The organism is Pseudomonas sp. 11/12A (assembly GCF_000800055.1).
In the GTDB taxonomy this organism is placed as follows: Bacteria; Pseudomonadota; Gammaproteobacteria; order Pseudomonadales; family Pseudomonadaceae; genus Aquipseudomonas; species Aquipseudomonas mohnii.
Map to the genome: position 1 here is coordinate 4,100,672 of NZ_JUGV01000001.1, position 19,437 is coordinate 4,120,108.

Genomic DNA, 19,437 nt, shown 5'->3' on the forward strand with positions numbered 1-19,437 from the left:
ACGAGCAGGCTCGCACCCGGTTTGTCATTACCCATAAATTGTGCGCGGGATTTCACCATTGGCCCGCGCCAAGGCATACTTGCCCCCCCTCGCCGTCCAGAATTCATTAGCGTCCCATGCGTATCCACGTCAGCTTCATCGACCGCGTCGGTATCACCCAGGAAGTCCTGGCCTTGCTCGGTGGGCGCAATCTCAATCTGGATGCGGTGGAGATGGTTCCGCCCAACGTTTACATCGACGCCCCGACCCTGAGCGCGCAAGTCCTTGAAGAGCTGCGTGATGCGCTGTTCAGCGTGCGTGGGGTGCAAGCGGTGACGGTGGTCGACATCCTGCCCGGCCAGCGTCGGCACTTGCAGCTCGACGCACTGCTCGCGGCCATGACCGATCCGGTGCTGGCGCTGGACAGTGCCGGCAAGGTGTTGCTGGCCAACCCGGCCCTGATTGCCCTGTACGGTCGTGAGCCGGCCGGTGAAAGCGTCGCCGACCTGTTTGGCGACCCGGCCCTGCTCGATACATTGCTCGAATACGGTTTCCGGTTGCCGCTGCGGGAAATTACCGTCAACGGGCAGACATTACTGCTGGACGCCACGCCCATCACTGACGCTGGCGCGCTGCTGACCCTGTATCAACCGAACCGCATTGGCGAACGCCTGTCGGCACTGCATCACGATCATGCCGAGGGCTTCGATGCGCTGCTGGGCGAATCGCCGGCGATTCGTACGCTCAAGGTTCGCGCACAACGGGTGGCGGTCCTCGATGCGCCTCTGCTGATCCAGGGCGAAACCGGCACCGGCAAGGAATTGGTGGCCCGCGCTTGCCACGCCATCAGTGCGCGACACAACGCTCCGTTTCTGGCATTGAACTGTGCTGCATTGCCGGAGAACCTCGCCGAAAGCGAACTGTTCGGCTATGCCCCCGGCGCGTTTACCGGTGCGCAACGGGGCGGCAAACCGGGCCTGATGGAGCTGGCGAACCAGGGCACGGTGTTTCTTGACGAAATCGGTGAGATGTCGCCGTACCTGCAAGCCAAGTTGCTGCGATTCCTCAACGACGGGAGTTTCCGGCGGGTCGGCGGTGATCGGGAGGTGAAGGTCAACGTGCGGATCCTCAGTGCGACCCACCGCGACCTGGAAAAAATGGTCAGCGAAGGCCTGTTCCGTGAAGACCTGTTCTATCGACTCAATGTGCTCAATGTCGAAGTCCCGCCCCTGCGCGAGCGCGGCCAGGACATTCTGCTGCTGGCCCGCTATTTCATGCAGCAGGCATGCGCACAGATCCAGCGCCCGGTCTGTCGCCTGGCACCGGGCACTTACCCGGCACTGCTGGGTAATCGCTGGCCTGGCAACGTCAGGCAACTGCAAAACGTGATCTTCCGCGCCGCCGCCATATGCGAAAGCAGCCTGGTGGACATCGGCGACCTCGACATCGCCGGCACGTCGGTGGCGCGCCAAAGCGACCATGAAGTCGACAGCCTGGAACAGGCGATGGAGGCGTTCGAAAAAGACCTGCTGGAAAAACTCTACGTCAGTTACCCCTCGACCCGGCAATTGGCCAGTCGCCTGCAAACCTCCCACACCGCGATTGCCCACCGTTTGCGCAAGTACGGCATTCCCAACAAGCCCTGACGCCGCCAGCGCCTGAATCACCGCAGATCCCTGTGGGAGCAAGCGCGCTCCCACAGGTTTCGTGTCCAGCAAAAAATCACTCTAAAAGCGACCTTCATCTGTACTGAAAGCGCTACAGCGTAACGATATCGCTACAAGCGCCCCCAGCCAGCGCCCTGCAAGGCTTTGATCCCCTTAGGCTTTTTTCTTTGTGCCCCGCCGTAGCGATTTCGCTACAGACCACATTATCCGCGCCTCTCGAAATACCCATAAATAATTGATTAATAACAAGAAATTAACATTGGCCGCGTTTTTGCTTAGTAACCCTTCATAAACCAGGGCATTGCCCAAGCATTCAATCGCGTCCACCAGACGAGTCTGGCCCCCTTAGGAGTTTCCATGAGCGAGTTGCGTTTTACTGAAGATCACGAATGGCTGCGCACCGAAGCTGACGGCACGGTTACTGTCGGCATCACCGTTTTCGCGCAGGACGCATTGGGCGACGTGGTTTTCGTACAACTGCCTGAGCTGCAGTCCTACGACAAAGGCGCTGAAGCCGCCACCGTGGAATCGGTCAAAGCCGCCAGCGGCGTGTACATGCCACTGGACGGTGAAGTGCTGGAAGTGAACCCTGCGCTGGACAGCAGCCCTGAGCTGGTCAACGAAGATCCGCTGGGCGAAGGCTGGTTCTTCCGCTTCAAGCCAAATGACGCCTCGGCTGTTGCCCAACTGCTGGATCAGGACGCCTATGACCGTCTGATCAAAGCCAACGCCGAAGCCTGAGGAGCGCTGACATGACTCAAGTAAGCCTGACAACCGCCAACGAATTCATCGCCCGCCACATCGGCCCGCGCGCCGGTGACGAGCAAGCGATGCTCAACAGCCTCGGCTTCGATTCCCTCGAAGCCCTGAGCGCCAGCGTGATTCCCGACAGCATCAAGGGCACCAGCGTGCTCGGCCTGGAAGACGGCCTGAGCGAAGCCGACGCCCTGGCGCTGATCAAAGGCATCGCGGCCAAGAACCAGCTGTTCAAGACCTACATTGGCCAGGGTTACTACGGCACGCACACGCCGTCGCCGATCCTGCGCAACCTGCTGGAAAACCCGGCCTGGTACACGGCTTACACGCCGTACCAGCCGGAGATTTCCCAGGGTCGCCTCGAAGCGCTGCTGAACTTCCAGACCCTGATCAGCGACCTCACCGGCCTGCCGATCGCCAACGCCTCGCTGCTCGACGAAGCCACCGCCGCCGCCGAAGCCATGACTTTCTGCAAGCGCCTGAGCAAGAACAAGGGCAGCCACCAGTTCTTCGCCTCCGTGCATTGCCACCCGCAGACCCTCGACGTGCTGCGCACCCGTGCCGAGCCGCTGGGCATCGAGGTGGTGGTCGGCGACGAGCGCGAACTGAGCGACGTGACGCCGTTCTTCGGCGCCCTGCTGCAGTACCCGGCGAGCAACGGTGATGTGTTCGACTACCGCGCATTGACCGAGCGTTTCCACACCGCCAACGCCCTGGTGGCCGTGGCCGCCGACCTGCTGGCCCTGACCCTTCTGGCCGCGCCGGGCGAATTCGGCGCCGACGTGGCCATCGGCAGCGCCCAACGCTTCGGCGTGCCGCTGGGCTTCGGTGGCCCGCACGCGGCGTACTTCTCCACCAAGGATGCGTTCAAGCGCGACATGCCGGGCCGTCTGGTCGGTGTCTCGGTGGACCGTTTCGGCAAGCCGGCCTTGCGCCTGGCGATGCAGACCCGCGAGCAACACATCCGTCGCGAGAAGGCCACGTCCAACATCTGCACCGCGCAGGTGCTGCTGGCCAACATCGCCAGCATGTACGCCGTCTACCACGGCCCGAAAGGCCTGACGCAGATCGCCAACCGCGTGCATCAGCTGACCGCGATTCTGGCCAAGGGCTTGAGCGCTTTGGGCCTGAACGTTGAGCAGGAACACTTCTTCGACACGCTGACGATCAAGACCGGCGCCGACACCGCGAAACTGCACGACCAGGCGCACGCCCGGCAGATCAACCTGCGCGTGGTCGACGCCGAGCGTCTGGGCCTGTCCCTCGACGAAACCAGCACCCAGGCCGACGTCGAAACCCTGTGGGCCTTGCTGTCCAACGGCCAACCCCTGCCGGACTTCGCCGCCCTCGCCGCCGCCACTCAAGCGACGATCCCGGCCGCGCTGGTGCGTCAGTCGCCGATCCTCAGCCACCCGGTGTTCAACCGCTATCACTCGGAAACCGAGCTGATGCGCTACCTGCGCAAACTGGCGGACAAGGACCTGGCGCTCGATCGCACCATGATCCCGCTGGGCTCGTGCACCATGAAACTCAACGCCGCCAGCGAAATGATCCCGGTGACCTGGGCCGAGTTCGGCGCCCTGCACCCGTTCGCCCCGGCCGAGCAAAGCGCCGGCTACCAGCAACTGACCGATGAACTGGAAGCGATGCTCTGCGCCGCCACCGGTTACGACGCGATTTCCCTGCAGCCGAACGCCGGCTCCCAAGGTGAATACGCTGGCCTGCTGGCCATTCGTGCCTACCACCAGAGCCGTGGCGAAGACCGCCGCGACATCTGCCTGATCCCGTCGTCGGCCCACGGCACCAACCCGGCCACCGCCAACATGGCCGGCATGCGCGTGGTCGTCACCGCCTGCGATGCCCGTGGCAACGTCGACATCGAAGACCTGCGCGCCAAGGCCATCGAGCACCGCGAACACCTCGCCGCGCTGATGATCACCTACCCGTCGACCCACGGCGTGTTCGAGGAAGGCATCCGCGAAATCTGCGGCATCATTCATGACCACGGCGGCCAGGTGTACATCGACGGCGCCAACATGAACGCCATGGTCGGCCTCTGCGCCCCGGGCAAGTTCGGCGGCGACGTCTCGCACCTGAACCTGCACAAGACCTTCTGCATTCCCCACGGCGGTGGCGGCCCGGGCGTCGGCCCGATCGGTGTGAAATCGCACCTGGCGCCGTTCCTGCCAGGTCACGCGCAGATGGACCGCAAGCAAGGCGCGGTGTGCGCCGCGCCATTCGGCAGCGCGAGCATCCTGCCGATCACCTGGATGTACATCCGCATGATGGGCGGCGCCGGCCTCAAGCGCGCCTCGCAACTGGCGATCCTCAACGCCAACTACATTTCCCGTCGCCTCGAAGAGCACTACCCGGTGCTCTACACCGGCAGCAACGGCCTGGTGGCCCACGAGTGCATCCTCGACCTGCGTCCGCTGAAAGACAGCAGCGGCATCAGCGTCGACGACGTGGCCAAGCGCCTGATCGACTTCGGTTTCCACGCCCCGACCATGTCGTTCCCGGTGGCCGGCACGCTGATGATCGAGCCGACCGAAAGCGAATCCAAGGAAGAACTGGACCGCTTCTGCGACGCCATGATCCGCATCCGCGAAGAAATCCGCGCGGTGGAAAACGGCGCCCTGGACAAGGACGACAACCCGCTGAAAAACGCCCCGCACACTGCGGCGGAGCTGGTGGGCGAGTGGTCGCATCCGTATAGCCGGGAGCAGGCGGTTTATCCGGTAGCGTCGCTGATCGAAGGCAAATACTGGCCACCGGTCGGTCGGGTCGACAACGTCTTCGGCGACCGCAACCTGGTTTGCGCCTGCCCGTCGATCGAAAGCTACGCTTAAGAAAAGCAGCCTCTAGCGGCAAGCCTCAAGCTGCAAGAAAGAGCCGATCGGCTTTAACTTGCAGCTTGTTGCTTGCCGCTTAGCGCTCGCGCGCTGGCGCGCGCCTATAACAAGAAACCGGAGAACAACCATGTCGTTAAGCGTGTTCGACCTGTTCAAGATTGGCATCGGCCCTTCCAGCTCCCATACCGTTGGCCCGATGCGTGCCGCCGCGCGTTTCGCCGAAGGCTTGCGCCGTGATGGACTGCTGACAACAACGACCTGTGTCAAGGTCGAGCTCTACGGTTCGCTGGGTGCCACCGGCAAGGGCCACGGCAGCGACAAGGCTGTGTTGCTCGGCCTGGAGGGCGAACACCCGGATACTGTAAACACCGAAACCGTCGCCGCCCGCCTGCAAGAGATTCGCGGCAACGGACGCTTGAACCTGCTCGGCGAACACAGCATTGCGTTCAACGAGAAAGAACACCTGGCCATGATTCGCAAGCCGTTGGCCTATCACCCTAACGGCATGATCTTCCGCGCGTTCGATGCGGCAGGCCTGCAAATTCGCAGCCGCGAGTACTACTCCGTTGGCGGCGGGTTTGTCGTCGATGAAGACGCTGCAGGCGCCGATCGCATCGTTGAAGATGCCACGCCCCTGACCTTTCCCTTCAAAAGTGCCAAGGACCTGCTCGGCCACTGCACCACCTATGGCTTGTCGATCAGCGAGGTGATGCTGACCAACGAAAGCGCCTGGCGTCCGGAAGCGGAAACCCGCGCCGGCCTGCTGAAAATCTGGCAAGTGATGCAGGACTGTGTCGCCGCCGGTTGCCGCAACGAAGGCATCCTGCCTGGCGGCTTGAAGGTCAAACGTCGTGCGGCAGCGCTGCATCGGCAATTGTGCAGCAACCCCGAGTCCGCCTTGCGCGATCCACTCTCCGTGCTGGATTGGGTCAACCTCTACGCCCTGGCCGTCAACGAAGAAAACGCCAACGGCGGACGCGTGGTCACGGCCCCCACCAACGGTGCGGCCGGGATCATTCCGGCCGTGCTGCATTACTACATGCGCTTCATTCCCGGCGCAAACAATGACGGGGTCGTGCGTTTCCTGCTGACCGCCGCGGCCATCGGCATCCTGTACAAGGAAAACGCCTCGATCTCGGGCGCCGAAGTCGGTTGCCAGGGTGAAGTGGGCGTGGCGTGCTCCATGGCGGCCGGCGCGCTTTGCGAAGTCCTCGGCGGCAGCGTTCAGCAAGTGGAAAACGCCGCGGAAATCGGCATGGAACACAACCTCGGCCTGACTTGCGACCCGATTGGCGGACTGGTGCAGGTGCCTTGCATCGAGCGCAATGCCATGGGATCGGTCAAGGCCATCAATGCCGTGCGCATGGCCATGCGTGGTGACGGCCAACATTTCGTCTCCCTCGACAAGGTCATTCGCACCATGCGCCAGACCGGCGCCGACATGAAAAGCAAATACAAGGAGACCGCCCGTGGCGGTCTCGCGGTCAACATTATCGAGTGCTGATGTGCGCTCACCTGCACACTTCTTCAGGAGCTGAATATGTCCACCGAACAACTGTTGAAAACCCCGTTGCACGCCCTGCACATCGAGCTCGGCGCACGCATGGTTCCGTTCGCGGGCTATGACATGCCTGTGCAATACCCGCTGGGCGTGATGAAAGAACACCAGCACACCCGCGACCAGGCCGGCCTGTTTGATGTGTCGCACATGGGCCAGATCCGCCTGACCGGCGCCAATGCCGCCAAGGCTCTGGAAACCCTCGTGCCAGTGGACATCATCGACCTGCCGGTGGGCATGCAGCGCTACGCGATGTTCACCAATGAGAGCGGTGGCATCCTCGACGACCTGATGGTCGCCAACCTGGGTAACGATGAGTTGTTCCTGGTGGTCAACGCCGCCTGTAAAGATCAGGACCTGGCGCACCTGCGCAAGCACATCGGCGATCAATGCACCATCGAGCCACTGTTCGAAGAACGCGCGCTGCTCGCACTGCAAGGCCCGGCGGCCGTCACGGTCCTGGCACGCCTGGCGCCGGAAGTGGCGAAGATGACATTCATGCAGTTCACTCGAGTGAAGCTTTTGGGTGTGGAGTGTTTTGTCAGCCGCTCGGGCTACACCGGTGAAGACGGCTTCGAAATCTCCGTGCCGGCACAAAACGCCGAAGCCCTGGCCCGCGCCCTGCTGGCCGAACCTGAAGTCGAAGCCATCGGCCTTGGCGCGCGCGACTCGCTGCGCCTGGAAGCGGGCCTGTGCCTGTACGGCCACGACATGAACACCGACACCACTCCGATCGAAGCCAGCCTGTTGTGGGCCATCTCCAAGCCACGCCGTGCCGATGGCGCACGGGCCGGTGGCTTCCCCGGCGCCGAGACGGTATTCGCCCAACAACAGACCGGTGTCGGCCGCAAACGTGTCGGCCTGCTGCCGCAGGAACGCACCCCCGTGCGCGAAGGCGCAGAGATCGTCAACGAAGCTGGCGAGATCATCGGCAGCGTCTGCAGCGGCGGTTTCGGGCCGACCCTTGGCGGTCCTTTGGCGATGGGTTACCTCGACAGCGCTTATATCGCGCTCGATACGCCGGTCTGGGCGATTGTTCGTGGGAAAAAGGTTCCTTTGCTTGTAAGCAAAATGCCATTTGTTCCACAACGCTACTATCGCGGCTGATTGACTGTTCCTATAAGTAACGCGGTTGCGTTAACAGTGCACTAATGTGTAACGCAACCGCCATAAAATAGTGCACTGTTTGAATCTAAGCTTCGATTATGAACTTTGCTTATAACGATCGAAAACAATTGAACAAGCATAACGAATAACGCAGCCACTAACGGCCCGGAAAATTGCTCAAACTGAGGAAAACCGGGGGCTTTGCGGGGGCTTGTTTTTTCTCCCGTAGTTGGCGTAGAGTTTGTTCACTGTGTTTGCATGGGTCGCTTGGAATCGTGACCTGGGCAGTAGCCTACAAGTTAGCTACATCCCGTTCGACGTCTTCTTACTCTCCTGCAACCAGCCCCAGTACTCTTTCATGAGAAGGAGGCTGTCATCAATTTTAGCGTCAAAGGAAATAAGAAATGTCCCAACGTCAGAGCGGTACCGTCAAGTGGTTTAACGACGAGAAAGGTTTTGGTTTTATCACTCCAGAGAGCGGTCCGGATCTGTTCGTACATTTCCGCGCCATTCAGGGCAACGGCTTCAAGAGCCTGAAAGAAGGCCAAAAAGTGACTTTCATCGCCGTGCAAGGCCAGAAAGGCATGCAGGCTGACGAAGTCATCGCAGAAGCCTAATTTTCTGTAACGAAAAAGCCCCTGATGCTGACATCAGGGGCTTTTTTGTGCGCGCAAATCCGTAAAATGGCTTCTTTTTTCGCCGAGAGCCTGCCATGTCGAAACACCTGCTTACTCCTCAGGGCGATTTTCCTGTCGCTGGTCTGGGTCGTCGCTTGGCCGCGATGTTCTACGACTTCCTGCTGTGTACCGCGCTGCTGATCGTCACCAGCGGCATCTACAAGATGATTCAAATGGCGATCATCGGCGAAGACAAAATGCGCGCCCTCACCGAATCCGGCGCACTGGATGGCGATCCATTGCTGTCGACAGTGCTCCTGTTCGTACTGTTCGGCTTTTTCGCCAAGTTCTGGACCTGGTCTGGGCAGACGCTGGGAATGCAGGTCTGGTGCATCCGCGTGCAGAATGCCGATGGCTCAGCCATCAGCCTGTGGCAAGCTTTGCTGCGTTTCGTGGTGGCCATCGCATCGCTGCTATGTGTCGGCCTGGGTTTTTTCTGGTCGCTGTTCGACAAGCAGAAACGCAGTTGGCATGACATGTATTCCAATACCCGGCTGGTGCGGATTCCCAAGAAGACCAAGTAATCCACCGGATGCAAAAACGCCCCGATCGGATCGGGGCGTTTTTTTGACTCCAGGTCGCAAAATCAGGCGTTGCCCGCCAGTTTCATTCGCGCCGCATGGGTGAAATCGAGCATGCGCTTCAACGGTCGGATCGCCTGTGGAATCAGCGCAGGATCAACAAAGATCTCATTCGCCCCCTCCTTCAAGCTCTTGAGCGTGCGCTCAAGGGTATTCATCGCCATCCACGGGCAGTGCGCACAACTGCGGCATGCCGCGCCGTTACCGGCCGTTGGCGCCTCGATAAAGACCTTGTCCGGACACAGCTGCTGCATCTTGTAGAAGATGCCACGGTCAGTGGCGACAATCAGAGTCTTGTTCGGCAGGCTCTGAGCCGCCGCGATCAGCTGACTGGTGGAGCCAACGGCATCCGCCAGCTCGATCACCGACGTCGGCGATTCCGGGTGCACCAGAATCGCCGCATCGGGATACAGCGCCTTCATGTCTTCGAGCTGCTTGGATTTGAATTCCTCGTGAACGATGCAGGCACCATCCCAAAGCAGCATGTCGGCGCCGGTCTGGCGCTGAATGTAGGTGCCCAGGTGCTTGTCCGGGCCCCAGATGATCGTTTCGCCGTTATCCATGAGGCTCTCGACGATCTCCAGCGCGCAGCTGGACGTCACCACCCAATCCGCCCGGGCTTTGACCGCTGCCGACGTGTTGGCATAAACCACCACCGTACGCTCGGGGTGCTGATCGCAGAACGCGGAAAACTCGTCGACGGGGCAACCCAAGTCCAGCGAACAAGTCGCTTCCAGGGTCGGCATCAGGATGCGCTTTTCCGGGTTGAGGATTTTGGCGGTTTCGCCCATGAACTTCACACCGGCGACCACGACGGTCTTGGCCGGATGGGCATTGCCGAACCGGGCCATCTCCAGCGAGTCGGAGACACAGCCCCCGGTTTCTTCAGCCAAGGCCTGAATGATCGGATCACAATAGAAGTGAGCCACCAGCACTGCATCCTGAGCCTTGAGCTCGGCAGCGATGGCGGCACGGTAATAGGCTTCCTCATCGGCGGTCAGCGGCTTGGGCTGCTTGGCGTCGAGGTGGGCTTGAACCAGAAGGCGTTCGGAAATCTGCGTCATGTTCGCAAGACCTGCAGGCGCATTCGCGCGAAAGTCGAGTATACACCCGGCTCCGGACCCTTCAGGGGGTACCGCCGGGAAAGTGGGTATTCATAAGGCACGGACAGTGTTGAAGCTGGGCAAGGCTACAGAATATCCCGGGGATGCAAAAGATGATTCTGACCTGCGTCATGCAGTGCAGCCCAAGAACGGGACGGACCTAAATCGCGGGCAAAAAAAAATCCGGAAATCCTCACTTTCGTGGGCCTTCCAGACTTTTAAAACAGCTTGAAAATGGTGGGTCGTGTGGGATTCGAACCTACGACCAATTGGTTAAAAGCCAACTGCTCTACCAACTGAGCTAACGACCCGCTGTGTGGTGGCGCGTATAATACTGATTTTTAAGGACTATTCAACACCTTTTTTAAAATAATTCAAAAATAAGGTGTCGGGTCGCTGATTCCGGCCGCTGCAAAGCCTTCCGCACGCAGTCGGCAGCTGTCGCACTTACCGCAGGCATGGCCATTATCGTCGGCCTGATAGCAGGAAACGGTCAGGCTGTAGTCCACACCGAGCTTCACGCCAGCCTGGACGATCTGCGCCTTGCTCAGGTTTTGCAGTGGCGCCTGGATGCGGAAGCCCTGCCCTTCTACGCCGGCCTTGGTAGCCAGATTGGCCATGCGCTCGAACGCTTCGACGAACTCGGGACGGCAATCAGGGTAACCGGAGTAGTCGACTGCGTTCACGCCGATAAAGATGTCACGCGCGCCCAGCACTTCCGCCCAACCCAGCGCCAGCGAGAGAAACACCGTGTTGCGTGCCGGGACGTAAGTCACCGGAATGCCTTCGCTCGGCGCTTCCGGCACGTCGATGCTGCTGTCGGTCAGCGCCGATCCGCCAATGCCATTCAGGTTCAGTCCGATCACCTTGTGCTCGACCACACCCAAATCACGAGCAACACGTTCGGCAGCGTGCAATTCGGCACGGTGCCGCTGACCATAGTCGAAGCTCATGGTGTAGCAGCTGTAGCCATCGGCGCGGGCCATGGCCACGACAGTCGCCGAGTCCAAACCTCCGGAAAGCAGGATGACCGCACGTTTTTCAGCAGTGTTCAGTTGTTCTGTCATATCAGCGCCCCGGTTCGTCGTTCCAAAGATATTTATGCAGCTGCAATTGCAGACGCACTGGCAGGTTGTCCGCCACCACCCAGTCAGCCAGGTCCCGAGCATTAAGGTCATGGTGACTAGGCGAGAACAGGACTTCGCCGGCGCGCCGATCAAGACCGTACTGGATCAATTTGGACACGGACCAGTCATAGTCTTCCCGCGAGCAGATGACGAACTTCACCTGATCGTTGGGCGTGAGCAGCTCAATGTTCTCGTAACGGTTGCGATGCGCCTCGTTCGAACCTGGCGTTTTCAGGTCGACGACGCGACTGACGCGGGAATCTACCGCCGATATATCGAGAGAACCACTGGTTTCCAGTGACACTTCGTAACCGGCATCGCACAACCGCTTGAGCAATGGAATGGCATTGGGTTGTGCCAGAGGCTCGCCGCCAGTGACACAAACATAACGCGGACGGAAACCAGCCACCTGCTCAAGAATATCGTCGAGCGTGCGGATGGTTCCGCCGGTGAAGGCGTAGGCACTGTCACAGTATTGGCAACGCAACGGGCAACCGGTCAGACGCACAAAAACAGTGGGCAGGCCGGCGGTCCGAGTTTCACCCTGCAACGAGTAGAAAACTTCGGTAATTCTCAATGTGTCTTGCATAGTCGCCACGGGCGTAACAGCTAAACAGGCTGTCCGCCTCCGTCAGGCACTTCAAGGAACCCCGGCAATGCGCAGATCCCAAAAAGCGTGTTTCAGAAAAAGGGGGTGAATTCTAACGAAAAAACCCGCGACAAGCGCGGGTTTCTTCGAAACGGGTCAAGCAGGCTTACATGCGCTGCAGATCGCGTTGAGCCAGCTGAGCGGCGGAAGTGCCCGGATACTGGGAAACCACCTGCTGCAGAATGCCTTTGACGCGGTCGGTGTGACCGAGACGACGCTCTACGTCAGCGAGCTTGTACAGCGAATCAGGCACCTTGGCGTGCTTCGGGTACAGCTGCGAAACCTTGGCAAACGCCTGACCTGCGCCTTGCAGATCGCCTTTGGCCAGGTTGACTTCGCCCAACCAGTACTGGGCATTACCCGCGTATTGGCTGTTCGGGTATTTGCGCAAGAACGCGGCGAAAGCCTGACTGGCCTTGTCGAAATCCTTGGCCTTGATCAGGTCGAAGGCTGCGTCGTAATAGAGCTTTTCCTTCGCCGGGTCCGCCGGTTCACTACCCGCGGCGGGTGCTTGAGCGGCAGCCGCTCCCGCACCTGCGCCAGCTGCAGCAACGGGGGCATTCAAATTGCCACCGGTAGAAGAATTCTCAGGAGTCGCGGCCGGTGCAGCGCCGGTTCCTATGCGCCGATCCAGGTCCTGGTATCGCTCCAGGTTTTCCTGCTTCATGCGCGCTACATCATTCTGCAGAACCTCGATCGCGCCTTGCTGACGCTCGATTTGTTGCTGCATCGATTGCAGTTGGTTGAACAGCTCGCCCTGTGCCGAGACAGGGGCCGAAACCCCTCCCCCGGCATAGGCGCCGTTCGTACCGTAACCTGCAGGCGGATAACTGCTCCCGCTATTGTTATAACCGGAGTTGTTATCGACCACAGGAACCGCAGCCCACACCGAAAACGGTGCGAGACTGAGAGCCAGAACAGTTACAGCACGACGGCACGTTCGCATGACGAATTACTTACGCAGTTCGACGCGACGGTTTTGAGCCCAGGACTGCTCGTCGTTGCCGGTAGCAACTGGACGCTCTTCGCCGTAGGAAACCAGTTCCAGCTGAGCTGGGGAAACACCTTGCAGTACCAGATAGCGCTGAACGGCTTTCGCACGACGCTCGCCCAGTGCCATGTTGTACTCACGAGTACCACGTTCGTCGGTGTTGCCTTCCAGAACAACGCGAGCGCCGTTTGCTTTCAGGTCTTTGGCGTGAACGTCCAGAGCGCGCATGGCTTCTGGCTTCAGGTCCGAGCTGTCGTATTCGAAGTAGAAAGTGGTGATTGCGCGCAGAGCAGCTTCTTCGCTCAGGGAGCCGTCAACTGCACCGGTGTTTGCGCCGTAACCAGCGTTTGGATCTACAGCGCCTTCACCGGCATTGTCGCCGCCTTTGGACGAGCAACCTACAGCTACAGCCATGGCCAGAGCCAGCGCAGCAAATTTACCAAACTTCAGCATTTCCATCGTGAAACTCCTAATGAACCCCAGTGTGTTAAGTAAAACGTATAGCGCCGCGTCAGTTCAGGTAAGGGGACCAGGAAGGTTCTCTGACTTCGCCTTGAGCGGTAGGAAGCGGGAGCCTTACGCGTCCATTGATGGACACGAGCATCAAGACTCCCCGGCCCTGCTGGCGGGTGGCGTAGATTACCATGGTGCCGTTGGGCGCGACAGTGGGCGACTCGTCCAGAGTGCTATCAGTGAGGATTTTTACGCTACCGCGCTGCAAATCCTGAGCCGCCACTTTGAAATTGGTGAAACCGTCCTGGCGGTGAATCATCACCAGGGTCTTTTCATCAGCCGACAGTTTAGGGTTGGCGTTGTAGTTACCGATGAAGGTCACACGCTCGGCACCACCACCGCCTACGCTGGTTTTGTAGATCTGCGGCTTGCCGCCCCGGTCGGAAGTGAAGTAGATGGTCGAACCATCCTTGCCCCAGAACGGTTCGGTGTTGATGCCGGGACCATTGGTGACACGGGTGATCTGACGCGAACCCAGGTTCATCACGTAAATGTCTGGGTTACCGTCCTTCGACAGTACGAATGCCAGGCGATTGCCATCTGGCGACCAGGCTGGCGCACCGTTCAGGCCTTCGAAGTTGGTGATCTGCTCACGGCGGCCGGTGTCGATGTTCTGCATGAAGATCCGTGGACGCTTCTGCTCGAACGATACATAGGCGATGCGCTTGCCATCCGGTGCGAAACGCGGCGACAGGATCGGTTCACGCGATTGCAGCAGCGTCACGGCGCGAGCACCGTCGTAGTCCGAACGCTGCAGCGTGTAGCGAGTGTTCTTCTCGGAGAAACGCTCGGCGGTCACGTACAGCAGACGAGTCGAGAACGCACCTTTGATACCGGTGAGTTTTTCGAACGACTGGTCGGAGATGAAGTGCGCCATGTCGCGCAGTTGATCGACACCACCCGACACGCTACCGGTCAGCACTTGCTGCTCGGTGGCGACGTTGAACAGTGCGTATTGAACCTGCAGGCGACCGCCGGCAGGAACGATGCTACCGACCATGACGTACTGGGCGCCCAGCGCCTTGAAGTCACGGTAGATGATTTCGCTGGCCTGGCTTGGCTGGCTGATCATGTTCTGCTTGGGAATCGGCGAGTAGTAACCCGAGTTACGCAGGTCGTTACCGATGATTTCGGCCATGTCGTCCGGCAGCACGCTGCCGCCCTGGTTGCCGAACGGCACAACGGCGATCGGAGTAGCCCGATCGCTGCCGCTGGTGACCAGAATGTTTTTCTCATCTGCCATCGCCATCCCTGCCATGCAGCAGATAACGACCAGCATTCCTCGAAGAAGGTTTCTCACAAGGCTAGATCCTCAGGTGTGAATGTCATCTTGAATGAACGATACGGAGCGAAATCGCTCGGCTTCATTCCCTGCATTTCTGTCAAACGTCCAATATTCTTCACCGCCGCCACAGCCGATGCGTCAAATGGACCGTCACCGCTGGACTTGGCCACGCTGACCGAAGTCACCGTACCGTCCGGCAACATGCCGATTTGCAACACGACCGTCATGCCTTTGCGGGCCGAAGGTGGACGAGCCCAGCCTTCCGCTGCACGAGCCCGAATCAGGTCATCGAAACTGCCGGCGACTTCGTCGCCCTGCTCATCGGCCAAGGCCTGCTGACGCTGCGGCGTGTCGGAAAGCAAATCTGCCAGGGCCTGAGCCTTTTTATCCTCGGCGGATTTACGTGCCGCGTCCTGCGCTTTCTTCTTCGCAGCATCGGCAGCAGCTTTCTTCTTCGCTTCTTCGGCGACTTTCTTCTTCGCCTCTTCAGCTTCAGCTTTCTTCTTGGCGTCTTCCGCGGCTTTCTTCTTCGCGTCTTCGACAATCTTCTTCTTGGCTTCTTCAGCGGCCGCTTTCTTGGCCTCTTCTTCAGCAGCCTTCTTGGCTTCTTCTTCCGCTTTCTTCTTGGCTATATCAGCCAATTGTTTCTCTTCTGCCTTCTTGGCTTCGGCGGTCTTCTTCGCTTCATCGGCTTTCTTGGCTTCATCAGCCTTTTTCGCCTCTTCCGCTTTCTTAGACTCGGCGGCCTTCTTGGCTTCCTCGGCCTTTTGAGCCGCTTCTTCTTTCTTTTGTTCCGCAGCCTTCACCGCTTCCTGCTCGACCTTCTTCTGTTCCATCTGTTCGACTTCGGTCTGACGCGCCGCAGATTTCTGCGCTTCACCGGCAATCTTCTGATTGGTCTGGGTGGTCGCCCGACTTTTCGATTTCAGCTGGTACAAGGTCGCCTGGACAATCGGCTTGGCCGGCGGCAGTTCCGGTGTCATGGCGAAACTGACGAACAGCATGCCGAACACCAGCACGTGCAAGCCAATCGCCCATACACTAGGCCAGAAGTAGCTTTCCGAGGCGGACGGCTCTCGCTGTTGTTGCATCAGGGCGCCTCGGTAATCAAGCCAACATTACCGACCCCGGCTTTCTGCAATCCGCCCATGGCGCCCATGACAGAGCCGTAATCGACGGACTTATCACCGCGAATGAAGACCTGGGTGTGCTTGCCGCCCTCGTTACCGGCGCGAATGATCTTGGTCACCGCATCGGTCATTTGAGGCAAGGTCATGGCCCTGTCCTGCTGCTTCTCTGTATCGACTTCGCTGCCAAGATTCCAGTAATAGGTCTTGTCAGCCTTGATCGAAATGGTCAGGACCTGGGTGTTGTTGTCCTGCGGCAAGGCCTCACTGGAAACCTTGGGCAGATCAACTTTCACGCCCTGATTGAGCATCGGCGCGGTCACCATGAAGATGACCAGCAGTACCAACATCACGTCGATGTAGGGCACCACGTTCATCTCGGCGACCGGCTTGCGCTTGTGTCGAGCTCGAGCGATTAAAGCCATTGGAAATTACCTGCTTATTCTTCGCTGGTGTGCACTTTGCGGTGCAGGATCGCCTGGAATTCATCGGCGAAGGTGTAGTAACGGCTCAGCAGGGTTTCGCTGCGAGCAGAGAAGCGGTTGTAAGCGATAACGGCCGGGATGGCGGCGAACAGACCAATCGCGGTGGCGACCAGGGCTTCGGCGATACCGGGCGCCACAGTCGCCAGCGTCGCTTGCTGGGCAGTCGCCAGGCCACGGAAGGAGTTCATGATGCCCCACACGGTACCGAACAGACCGATGTACGGGCTGACGGAGCCGACGGTGGCCAGGAATGGCAGACTCTGCTCGAGCTTTTCTTCTTCGCGGGAAATGGCTACACGCATGGCACGAGCCACGCCTTCCATGACGGCTTCAGGATCGACGCCTGGTTGCTGACGCAGACGGGAGAACTCCTTGAAACCGGCGCGGAAGATCTGCTCGACACCCGAATCCGGGTCCGGGTTGCTGCCGGCCTGACGGTAGAGCTTGGACAGGTCGATACCCGACCAGAAGCGCTCTTCAAAGCTCTCCAGGGCACGTCGGCCAGCGCGTATCAGATTGCTGCGCTGAAAGATCATGATCCACGAGGTCACCGATGCGGCTACCAGGATCAGCATTACCAGTTGCACCACGACACTGGCATTGCTGACCAGGCTCCACATGGAGGAATGGTCGACGACGTTAGCTTCCACGCTTTATCTCCTGCTTTGAGTGTGTACCCGCGCCGCTCACGTCGGCAAAGGCCGCTCGTAGAGCTTCGGGAATGGCCCGGGGTTTCAAACTGTTAGTGCGCACACAGGCCACCAAAAACTGCCCCTCGCAGAGCAGCACATTATCCGTAGCCCGCCTGACCTGCTGTTTAAAGCGCAGGCTGGCACGGTTCAATTCGATTACTTCAGCGCTTACCAACAGTTCGTCGTCCAGTCGCGCCGGCGCGTGGTAACGCGCTTCGCTGGAATGCACGACGAACAACAGGTCCTCCCCTGCCAGCTGCGATTGGGCAAAACCCAGTTCTCGTAGCCGCTCGGTTCGAGCCCGTTCCATAAACTTGAGGTAATTAACGTAATACACGATGCCGCCCGCATCGGTGTCCTCGTAATAAACGCGACAACGATGTGCGAAAGGCTCAAGCCCGTTTTGCGCGCGCATACTCTAGTGCTTACTCCTCAGGTTGCCAATCCGGCGAGACAACTGTTTTTCATTGTTCTGCGGCTTTCTTGCAAAAGTACGGTCCTAGGACAGCACAATGCCCGAATAAATCAGCGCGCAAAGGTTATTAATCGTCCACGGCATCAAGGAACTCGTCTATCACGGGCATCTCGCCCAATCGTGACGGAATGTTCAAGCCGAAATGCAGATATGCATGCCGCGTCACCACCCTTCCCCGCGGCGTGCGCATGATGTAGCCCTGCTGAATCAGATAGGGTTCAAGTACGTCTTCAATGGTGTGACGCTCCTCGCTGATGGCTGCGGCGAGGCTGTCCACCCCGACCGGCCCGCCATCGAACTTCTCGATCATGGTCAGCAACAGACGTCGATCCTGGTGATCGAAGCCACGCTCATCGACATCCAGCAGGTTCAATGCCAGGTCGGCAATCGGCTTGGTGATGTGCCCCTTGGCGCGAACTTCGGCGAAATCCCGCACACGACGCAGCAAGCGATTGGCAATCCGCGGGGTACCCCGGGCACGGCGGGCGATTTCAAAGGCGCCTTCAGGATCCAGCGGCAAACCGAGGATGTTCGCTGAACGACTGACAATCGTGGCCAGGTCGGCGGTGCTGTAGAACTCCAGACGCTGCACGATCCCGAAACGGTCACGCAACGGGTTGGTCAGCATCCCCGCCCGCGTGGTCGCACCGACCAGGGTGAAGGGCGGCAGATCCAGCTTGATCGAGCGCGCGGCCGGTCCTTCACCGATCATGATGTCGAGTTGGAAATCCTCCATGGCCGGGTACAGCACTTCTTCGACAATCGGCGACAGTCGATGGATTTCGTCAATGAACAGCACGTCATGGGGTTCAAGATTGGTCAGCAGCGCGGCGAGATCACCCGGGCGTTCCAGCACAGGCCCCGAAGTGCTCTTGATCGAAACCCCCATTTCCTGGGCGATGATATTGGCCAGGGTGGTTTTACCCAGGCCCGGCGGACCAAAAATCAGCGTGTGGTCAAGGGACTCACTACGCCCGCGGGCCGCCTGGATGAACAACTCCATTTGCTCGCGAACGGTCGGCTGACCAATGTATTCGGCCAGGCTGACAGGGCGTATCGCACGGTCCTGGACTTCCTCGCGATCACGGGGACCACCCGTTGCGGCGATCAGACGATCAGCTTCAATCACTTAGATCATTCCCTTCAGGGCACGACGAATCAGGTCTTCACTGCTCAAGCCTTTCTCCTTGATCGCGGAAATCGCCTTGCTGGCTTCCTGAGGCTTGTAACCCAGGGAAATCAGCGCACTGACCGCATCGCTTTCAGCGGTGTTCACCGGAGCCGGGCCATCTGGCTGGTTCGGCACCAGGGCAAACATCGCCGGCACCGTTTCCCAGGCCTTGAAGCGATCCTTGAGTTCGACCAGCAAGCGCTCCGCGGTTTTCTTGCCCACGCCCGGCACCTTGGTCAACGCCGAGGTGTCCTGGGATTGCACGCAACGGACCAACTCGTCGACCTCCAGACTCGACATCAAGGCCAGCGCCAATTTCGGTCCAACCCCGTTGAGACGGATCAACTCGCGAAAAAAGTCTCGCTCGCGCTTGCCGACGAAGCCATAGAGTAACTGCGCGTCTTCGCGTACGACCAAATGGGTATGCAGCGTCAGCGGTTCACCGACCGACGGCAGCCGATACAGCGTAGTCATGGGTACTTCCAGCTCATACCCCAGACCGTTTACATCGAGAATCAGATGCGGCGGCTGTTTTTCAGCCAGTGTGCCGCGCAAGCGTCCAATCACGTTACAGATCCTTGAGCGTTGGCCAGCGCGAGGCCAGCGACTGACAGAACAAGGATTTTGCGCCGACGACACAGG

General features: G+C 59.4%; 19 protein-coding genes and 1 tRNA gene. 7 read left to right on the forward strand and 13 right to left on the reverse strand.

Annotated elements, in window-relative coordinates:
- The first annotated feature begins 116 nt into the window (after positions 1–116).
- The 7 genes from GQ39_RS18840 (at position 117) to GQ39_RS18870 (ending at position 9,120) form a co-directional block, all read left to right on the forward strand.
- On the forward strand, positions 117–1,625 hold the full coding sequence (locus GQ39_RS18840; protein WP_047532479.1) for a sigma-54-dependent transcriptional regulator: 1,509 nt from the start codon (positions 117–119) through the stop codon (positions 1,623–1,625).
- A 378-nt stretch (positions 1,626–2,003) separates the two neighbouring features.
- On the forward strand, positions 2,004–2,387 hold the full coding sequence (gene gcvH / locus GQ39_RS18845) for a glycine cleavage system protein GcvH (RefSeq protein WP_047532481.1): 384 nt from the start codon (positions 2,004–2,006) through the stop codon (positions 2,385–2,387).
- Between the two features lie 11 nt (positions 2,388–2,398).
- Positions 2,399–5,251: an aminomethyl-transferring glycine dehydrogenase gene (gene gcvP, locus GQ39_RS18850; RefSeq protein WP_047532483.1), complete on the forward strand. Its 2,853-nt coding sequence runs from the start codon at positions 2,399–2,401 to the stop codon at positions 5,249–5,251.
- Positions 5,252–5,381: 130 nt separating this feature from the next.
- Positions 5,382–6,758: an L-serine ammonia-lyase gene (locus GQ39_RS18855; protein WP_047532485.1), complete on the forward strand. Its 1,377-nt coding sequence runs from the start codon at positions 5,382–5,384 to the stop codon at positions 6,756–6,758.
- A 36-nt stretch (positions 6,759–6,794) separates the two neighbouring features.
- Positions 6,795–7,919, forward strand: a complete 1,125-nt coding sequence (gene gcvT, locus GQ39_RS18860) for a glycine cleavage system aminomethyltransferase GcvT (RefSeq protein ID WP_047532487.1) — start codon at positions 6,795–6,797, stop codon at positions 7,917–7,919.
- 404 nt (positions 7,920–8,323) lie between these two features.
- On the forward strand, positions 8,324–8,536 hold the full coding sequence (locus GQ39_RS18865; RefSeq protein WP_010220199.1) for a cold-shock protein: 213 nt from the start codon (positions 8,324–8,326) through the stop codon (positions 8,534–8,536).
- A gap of 95 nt (positions 8,537–8,631) precedes the next feature.
- Positions 8,632–9,120, forward strand: a complete 489-nt coding sequence (locus GQ39_RS18870; RefSeq protein ID WP_047532490.1) for an RDD family protein — start codon at positions 8,632–8,634, stop codon at positions 9,118–9,120.
- Positions 9,121–9,182: 62 nt separating this feature from the next.
- Here GQ39_RS18870 and nadA read toward each other — a convergent pair whose 3' ends face one another.
- From nadA to ruvA, 13 genes are all read right to left on the reverse strand, one after another.
- Entirely contained in the window at positions 9,183–10,241 is a 1,059-nt protein-coding gene (gene nadA / locus GQ39_RS18875; protein ID WP_047532491.1) for a quinolinate synthase NadA, read from the reverse strand.
- A gap of 274 nt (positions 10,242–10,515) precedes the next feature.
- Positions 10,516–10,591: transfer RNA gene (locus GQ39_RS18880), tRNA-Lys, on the reverse strand.
- 63 nt (positions 10,592–10,654) lie between these two features.
- Positions 10,655–11,347 (reverse strand): 7-cyano-7-deazaguanine synthase QueC, encoded by a 693-nt coding sequence (gene queC, locus GQ39_RS18885; RefSeq protein ID WP_047532493.1) that lies wholly within the window; start codon positions 11,345–11,347, stop codon positions 10,655–10,657.
- A gap of 1 nt (position 11,348) precedes the next feature.
- Positions 11,349–11,996, reverse strand: coding sequence for a 7-carboxy-7-deazaguanine synthase QueE (queE, locus tag GQ39_RS18890; RefSeq protein ID WP_047532495.1), 648 nt, complete (start codon positions 11,994–11,996; stop codon positions 11,349–11,351).
- Between the two features lie 166 nt (positions 11,997–12,162).
- Positions 12,163–13,002 carry a tol-pal system protein YbgF gene (gene ybgF, locus GQ39_RS18895; RefSeq protein ID WP_047532497.1) on the reverse strand — a complete coding sequence of 280 codons (840 nt, stop codon included), beginning with the start codon at positions 13,000–13,002 and terminating at the stop codon, positions 12,163–12,165.
- Positions 13,003–13,008: 6 nt separating this feature from the next.
- Entirely contained in the window at positions 13,009–13,506 is a 498-nt protein-coding gene (gene pal, locus GQ39_RS18900) for a peptidoglycan-associated lipoprotein Pal (RefSeq protein WP_003178634.1), read from the reverse strand.
- 52 nt (positions 13,507–13,558) lie between these two features.
- Entirely contained in the window at positions 13,559–14,839 is a 1,281-nt protein-coding gene (gene tolB / locus GQ39_RS18905) for a Tol-Pal system beta propeller repeat protein TolB (RefSeq protein ID WP_167361835.1), read from the reverse strand.
- A 17-nt stretch (positions 14,840–14,856) separates the two neighbouring features.
- Positions 14,857–15,936, reverse strand: a complete 1,080-nt coding sequence (gene tolA / locus GQ39_RS18910) for a cell envelope integrity protein TolA (protein ID WP_047532505.1) — start codon at positions 15,934–15,936, stop codon at positions 14,857–14,859.
- Entirely contained in the window at positions 15,936–16,388 is a 453-nt protein-coding gene (gene tolR / locus GQ39_RS18915) for a protein TolR (RefSeq protein WP_161793955.1), read from the reverse strand. The genes tolA and tolR overlap by 1 nt, the downstream gene beginning before the upstream one ends.
- A gap of 23 nt (positions 16,389–16,411) precedes the next feature.
- The gene (gene tolQ, locus GQ39_RS18920) at positions 16,412–17,107 is read right to left on the reverse strand and encodes a protein TolQ (protein WP_047532507.1); all 696 of its coding nucleotides are present in this window, start codon (positions 17,105–17,107) and stop codon (positions 16,412–16,414) included.
- Positions 17,097–17,564, reverse strand: coding sequence for a tol-pal system-associated acyl-CoA thioesterase (gene ybgC, locus GQ39_RS18925; protein WP_047532508.1), 468 nt, complete (start codon positions 17,562–17,564; stop codon positions 17,097–17,099). The genes tolQ and ybgC overlap by 11 nt, the downstream gene beginning before the upstream one ends.
- A 127-nt stretch (positions 17,565–17,691) precedes the next feature.
- Positions 17,692–18,753, reverse strand: a complete 1,062-nt coding sequence (gene ruvB, locus GQ39_RS18930; protein WP_047532509.1) for a Holliday junction branch migration DNA helicase RuvB — start codon at positions 18,751–18,753, stop codon at positions 17,692–17,694.
- On the reverse strand, positions 18,754–19,362 hold the full coding sequence (gene ruvA / locus GQ39_RS18935) for a Holliday junction branch migration protein RuvA (protein WP_047532510.1): 609 nt from the start codon (positions 19,360–19,362) through the stop codon (positions 18,754–18,756).
- Between the last annotated feature and the right edge of the window lie 75 nt (positions 19,363–19,437).

What these genes read in the sequence shown, in the direction of transcription:
- GQ39_RS18840 (WP_047532479.1), top strand. Translation starts at nt 117, where the DNA reads ATGCGTATCCACGTCAGCTTCATCGACCGCGTCGGTATCACCCAGGAA.
- gcvH (WP_047532481.1), top strand. Translation starts at nt 2,004, where the DNA reads ATGAGCGAGTTGCGTTTTACTGAAGATCACGAATGGCTGCGCACCGAA.
- gcvP (WP_047532483.1), top strand. Translation starts at nt 2,399, where the DNA reads ATGACTCAAGTAAGCCTGACAACCGCCAACGAATTCATCGCCCGCCAC.
- GQ39_RS18855 (WP_047532485.1), top strand. Translation starts at nt 5,382, where the DNA reads ATGTCGTTAAGCGTGTTCGACCTGTTCAAGATTGGCATCGGCCCTTCC.
- gcvT (WP_047532487.1), top strand. Translation starts at nt 6,795, where the DNA reads ATGTCCACCGAACAACTGTTGAAAACCCCGTTGCACGCCCTGCACATC.
- GQ39_RS18865 (WP_010220199.1), top strand. Translation starts at nt 8,324, where the DNA reads ATGTCCCAACGTCAGAGCGGTACCGTCAAGTGGTTTAACGACGAGAAA.
- GQ39_RS18870 (WP_047532490.1), top strand. Translation starts at nt 8,632, where the DNA reads ATGTCGAAACACCTGCTTACTCCTCAGGGCGATTTTCCTGTCGCTGGT.
- nadA (WP_047532491.1), bottom strand. Translation starts at nt 10,241, where the DNA reads ATGACGCAGATTTCCGAACGCCTTCTGGTTCAAGCCCACCTCGACGCC.
- queC (WP_047532493.1), bottom strand. Translation starts at nt 11,347, where the DNA reads ATGACAGAACAACTGAACACTGCTGAAAAACGTGCGGTCATCCTGCTT.
- queE (WP_047532495.1), bottom strand. Translation starts at nt 11,996, where the DNA reads ATGCAAGACACATTGAGAATTACCGAAGTTTTCTACTCGTTGCAGGGT.
- ybgF (WP_047532497.1), bottom strand. Translation starts at nt 13,002, where the DNA reads ATGCGAACGTGCCGTCGTGCTGTAACTGTTCTGGCTCTCAGTCTCGCA.
- pal (WP_003178634.1), bottom strand. Translation starts at nt 13,506, where the DNA reads ATGGAAATGCTGAAGTTTGGTAAATTTGCTGCGCTGGCTCTGGCCATG.
- tolB (WP_167361835.1), bottom strand. Translation starts at nt 14,839, where the DNA reads ATGCTGGTCGTTATCTGCTGCATGGCAGGGATGGCGATGGCAGATGAG.
- tolA (WP_047532505.1), bottom strand. Translation starts at nt 15,936, where the DNA reads ATGCAACAACAGCGAGAGCCGTCCGCCTCGGAAAGCTACTTCTGGCCT.
- ybgC (WP_047532508.1), bottom strand. Translation starts at nt 17,564, where the DNA reads ATGCGCGCGCAAAACGGGCTTGAGCCTTTCGCACATCGTTGTCGCGTT.